General features: G+C 57.7%; 3 rRNA genes. All 3 read left to right on the top strand.

Annotation, left to right across the window (positions count from 1 at the left end):
- Nucleotides 1–274 precede the first annotated feature (274 nt).
- The 3 genes from FZ988_RS18310 to rrf all read left to right on the top strand — a co-directional run bounded on the left by FZ988_RS18310 (nucleotide 275) and on the right by rrf (nucleotide 5,446).
- A 16S ribosomal RNA gene (locus FZ988_RS18310) occupies nucleotides 275–1,795 on the top strand.
- A gap of 350 nt (nucleotides 1,796–2,145) precedes the next feature.
- Nucleotides 2,146–5,254 (top strand): 23S ribosomal RNA (locus FZ988_RS18305).
- 75 nt (nucleotides 5,255–5,329) lie between these two features.
- Nucleotides 5,330–5,446 (top strand): 5S ribosomal RNA (rrf, locus tag FZ988_RS18300).
- Together the 16S, 23S and 5S rRNA genes form the textbook arrangement of a ribosomal RNA operon.
- Nucleotides 5,447–5,514: the final 68 nt, after the last annotated feature.

Here is a 5,514-nt window from a genome sequence, read left to right as displayed (position 1 = left end):
GGTTGCCTCCGGACGGGTTGTGATGGCCTGGATGGATGAGCGTCTGTTCCTTGAGAACTCAACAGCGTGCCAAAAGTCGATGCCATTTGTCGGCGTGTGTGGGTGTGGGTCTGGTCGTTGTGGCTGGGCTTGTGTCTGTGTGCGTACGACGTGGTTGAGACGAATGTTTAACGTCAGTTGTAACATTTGATCGATGCCAGATGAGAACTGGTCCTTCGGGGCCGCTTCGTGAGTCGGTTGTTCTCTGCTTTCGGGTGGGGGATGCCTATAGACATCTACGGAGAGTTTGATCCTGGCTCAGGACGAACGCTGGCGGCGTGCTTAACACATGCAAGTCGAACGGTGATCTCGGTGCTTGCACCGGGTGATCAGTGGCGAACGGGTGAGTAACACGTGAGTAACCTGCCCCCGACTCTGGGATAACCCCGGGAAATCGGAGCTAATACCGGATATGAGACGCACGGGCATCTGTAGCGTCTGGAAAGAATTTCGGTTGGGGATGGACTCGCGGCCTATCAGCTTGTTGGTGGGGTAACGGCCCACCAAGGCGACGACGGGTAGCCGGCCTGAGAGGGCGACCGGCCACACTGGGACTGAGACACGGCCCAGACTCCTACGGGAGGCAGCAGTGGGGAATATTGCACAATGGGCGAAAGCCTGATGCAGCGACGCCGCGTGGGGGATGAAGGCCTTCGGGTTGTAAACCCCTTTCAGCAGGGAAGAAGCGAAAGTGACGGTACCTGCAGAAGAAGCGCCGGCTAACTACGTGCCAGCAGCCGCGGTAATACGTAGGGCGCAAGCGTTGTCCGGATTTATTGGGCGTAAAGAGCTCGTAGGCGGTTTGTCGCGTCTGCTGTGAAAACCCGAGGCTCAACCTCGGGCCTGCAGTGGGTACGGGCAGACTAGAGTGCGGTAGGGGAGACTGGAATTCCTGGTGTAGCGGTGGAATGCGCAGATATCAGGAGGAACACCGATGGCGAAGGCAGGTCTCTGGGCCGCAACTGACGCTGAGGAGCGAAAGCATGGGGAGCGAACAGGATTAGATACCCTGGTAGTCCATGCCGTAAACGTTGGGCACTAGGTGTGGGGCTCATTCCACGAGTTCCGTGCCGCAGCTAACGCATTAAGTGCCCCGCCTGGGGAGTACGGCCGCAAGGCTAAAACTCAAAGGAATTGACGGGGGCCCGCACAAGCGGCGGAGCATGCGGATTAATTCGATGCAACGCGAAGAACCTTACCAAGGCTTGACATATACCGAAAACTCATGGAGACATGGGGTCCGCAAGGGCGGTATACAGGTGGTGCATGGTTGTCGTCAGCTCGTGTCGTGAGATGTTGGGTTAAGTCCCGCAACGAGCGCAACCCTCGTCCTATGTTGCCAGCACGTCATGGTGGGGACTCATAGGAGACTGCCGGGGTCAACTCGGAGGAAGGTGGGGATGACGTCAAATCATCATGCCCCTTATGTCTTGGGCTTCACGCATGCTACAATGGCCGGTACAAAGGGCTGCGATACCGCGAGGTGGAGCGAATCCCAAAAAGCCGGTCTCAGTTCGGATTGGGGTCTGCAACTCGACCCCATGAAGTCGGAGTCGCTAGTAATCGCAGATCAGCAACGCTGCGGTGAATACGTTCCCGGGCCTTGTACACACCGCCCGTCAAGTCACGAAAGTCGGTAACACCCGAAGCCGGTGGCCCAACCCTTGGGAGGGAGCCGTCGAAGGTGGGACCAGCGATTGGGACTAAGTCGTAACAAGGTAGCCGTACCGGAAGGTGCGGCTGGATCACCTCCTTTCTAAGGAGCATCTGGCGCCTTCGGGCGTCCAGGGCCTACTACTCGGGCGTTCGTCCCGGGGTGGGTAGCTCAAGGGTGGAACATCGACCAGTTGCGTGGTGCTCTGGTCCTGCTAGTACTCCCTTCGGGGGTGGAACGTGGGGTTGGGGTCGATCGTTAGGCACGCTGTTGGGTCCTGAGGGAATGGGCGTATGCCTGGACCTCGGGCCGGTCGAGTGTGACCGGTGCGTCGGGCCGTTGCCTGCGGATGAACCGCCTCGCTGTTGTGGGGTAGGCGCCGCGCCGGTGGCGGGACCGCCCGTAGCTTGAGAACTGCACAGTGGACGCGAGCATCTTTTAGTAAGTCTTTGTGGCAAGTTTTTAAGGGCAAACGGTGGATGCCTTGGCACTAGGAGCCGAAGAAGGACGTAGTAGCCTGCGATAAGCCTCGGGGAGTTGGCAAACGAACCGTGATCCGAGGATCTCCGAATGGGGAAACCCAGCTGGAGTCATGTCCAGTTGCCCGCGCCTGAATATATAGGGCGTGTGGAGGGAACGTGGGGAAGTGAAACATCTCAGTACCCACAGGAAGAGATATTCCGTGAGTAGTGGCGAGCGAAAGCGGAGAAGGCCAAACCGATTGTGTGTGATAGCCGGCAGGTGTTGCACAGTCGGGGTTGTGGGACCTTTCAGGAAGTTCTGCCGAGCTTCCAGGGAGTCAGAAAGTCGCGTCATAGTCGAAGGGCATTGAAAGGCCCGGCACAGAGGGTGCAACCCCCGTAGACGAAATGGCGTGGCCTCCCGAAGGGGATCCCAAGTAGCACGGGGCCCGAGAAATCCCGTGTGAATCTGGCAAGACCACTTGCTAAGCCTAAATACTCCCTAGTGACCGATAGCGGACAAGTACCGTGAGGGAAAGGTGAAAAGTACCCCGGGAGGGGAGTGAAATAGTACCTGAAACCGTTTGCCTACAATCCGTCGGAGCCTCCCTAGCAGGGGTGACGGCGTGCCTTTTGAAGAATGAGCCTGCGAGTTAGTGGTACGTGGCGAGGTTAACCCGTGAGGGGAAGCCGTAGCGAAAGCGAGTCCGAATAGGGCGATACAGTCGCGTGCTCTAGACCCGAAGCGAAGTGATCTAGCCATGGGCAGGTTGAAGCGCGGGTAAGACCGCGTGGAGGACCGAACCCACCTGGGTTGAAAACCGGGGGGATGACCTGTGGTTAGGGGTGAAAGGCCAATCAAACTTCGTGATAGCTGGTTCTCCCCGAAATGCATTTAGGTGCAGCGTCACGTGTTTCTTGCCGGAGGTAGAGCTACTGGATGGCCGATGGGCCCTACAAGGTTACTGACGTCAGCCAAACTCCGAATGCCGGTAAGTGAGAGCGTGGCAGTGAGACTGCGGGGGATAAGCTCCGTAGTCGAGAGGGAAACAGCCCAGACCACCAGCTAAGGCCCCTAAGCGTATGCTAAGTGGGAAAGGATGTGGAGTTGCACAGACAACCAGGAGGTTGGCTTAGAAGCAGCCACCCTTGAAAGAGTGCGTAATAGCTCACTGGTCAAGTGATTCCGCGCCGACAATGTAGCGGGGCTCAAGTATACCGCCGAAGCTGTGGCATTCACACAATAGCTAGGTCTTCGTGATCCAGGCGTGTGGATGGGTAGGGGAGCGTCGTGTGGCGAGTGAAGTCGCGGGGTGACCCAGCGGTGGACGCTACACGAGTGAGAATGCAGGCATGAGTAGCGAATGACGGGTGAGAAACCCGTCCGCCGAATGACCAAGGGTTCCAGGGCCAGGCTAATCCGCCCTGGGTAAGTCGGGACCTAAGGCGAGGCCGACAGGCGTAGTCGATGGACAACGGGTTGATATTCCCGTACCGGCGAAGAACCGCCCATACCGAGCCCGGTGATGCTAAGTGCCCAAAGCCATCTAGAGCCCTTCGGGGACGTGGTGGTGGAGCGCACGACCCGAACCGGTAGTAGGTAAGCGTATTAACAGGGGTGACGCAGGAAGGTAGCCCAGCGTGGCGATGGTAGACCACGTCCAAGGTTGTAGGGCGAGCTGTAGGCAAATCCGCAGCTCACATAGCCTGAGAACTGATGGTGACCGCTTATGCGGGATGATTGGGTGATCCTATGCTGCCAAGAAAAGCCTCGACGCGAGGTTCTAGCCGCCCGTACCCTAAACCGACTCAGGTGGTCAGGTAGAGAATACTAAGGCGATCGAGAGAATCGTGGTTAAGGAACTCGGCAAAATGCCCCCGTAACTTCGGGAGAAGGGGGGCCTGAGGCGTGAAGGCACTTGCTGCCGGAGCGTTTGAAGGCCGCAGAGACCAGGGAGAAGCGACTGTTTACTAAAAACACAGGTCCGTGCGAAGTCGCAAGACGATGTATACGGACTGACGCCTGCCCGGTGCTGGAAGGTTAAGAGGACGGGTCAGCTCTTCGGAGCGAAGCTCAGAATTTAAGCCCCAGTAAACGGCGGTGGTAACTATAACCATCCTAAGGTAGCGAAATTCCTTGTCGGGTAAGTTCCGACCTGCACGAATGGCGTAACGACTTCTCCGCTGTCTCAACCGCGAACTCGGCGAAATTGCACTACGAGTAAAGATGCTCGTTACGCGCAGCAGGACGGAAAGACCCCGGGACCTTTACTATAGCTTGGTATTGGTGTTCGGTACGGCTTGTGTAGGATAGGTGGGAGACTGTGAAGCCGGCACGCCAGTGTCGGTGGAGTCAACGTTGAAATACCACTCTGGTCGTTCTGGATATCTAACCTCGGTCCGTAATCCGGATCAGGGACAGTGCCTGGTGGGTAGTTTAACTGGGGCGGTTGCCTCCTAAAATGTAACGGAGGCGCTCAAAGGTTCCCTCAGCCTGGTTGGCAATCAGGTGGCGAGTGCAAGTGCACAAGGGAGCTTGACTGTGAGACTGACAGGTCGAGCAGGGACGAAAGTCGGAACTAGTGATCCGGCGGTGGCTTGTGGAAGCGCCGTCGCTCAACGGATAAAAGGTACCCCGGGGATAACAGGCTGATCTTGCCCAAGAGTCCATATCGACGGCATGGTTTGGCACCTCGATGTCGGCTCGTCGCATCCTGGGGCTGGAGTAGGTCCCAAGGGTTGGGCTGTTCGCCCATTAAAGCGGTACGCGAGCTGGGTTTAGAACGTCGTGAGACAGTTCGGTCCCTATCCGCTGCGCGCGCAGGAAACTTGAGAAGGGCTGTCCCTAGTACGAGAGGACCGGGACGGACGAACCTCTGGTGTGCCAGTTGTTCCGCCAGGAGCACGGCTGGTTGGCTACGTTCGGAAGGGATAACCGCTGAAAGCATCTAAGCGGGAAGCCTGCTTCAAGATGAGGTTTCCATGGGGCTTGACCCCGAGAGGCTCCCAGCTAGACCACTGGGTGAATAGGCCGGATGTGGAAGAGAGGACTAACGACTCTCGCAGCTGACCGGTACTAATAAGCCGATAACTTGACACAACCTTACTTGTGCTACGCGTCCACTGTGCGGTTCCCGAGAGACGGTCGGGAACCCGACTGACATCTCCATAGAGTTTCGGCGGTCATAGCGAAGGGGAAACGCCCGGCTCCATTCCGAACCCGGAAGCTAAGCCCTTCAGCGCCGATGGTACTGCACGGGAGACTGTGTGGGAGAGTAGGTCGCCGCCGAACAACCCTTCCAAAAGAGGGGCCACCCCACGGTGGCCCCTCTTTTGCGTACCCACGACCGCCGGACAAGC

Source organism: Actinotalea subterranea (genome assembly GCF_008364845.1).
Lineage (GTDB): Bacteria > Actinomycetota > Actinomycetes > Actinomycetales > Cellulomonadaceae > Actinotalea > Actinotalea subterranea.
This window is presented reverse-complemented; position numbering and strand designations above follow the sequence as displayed.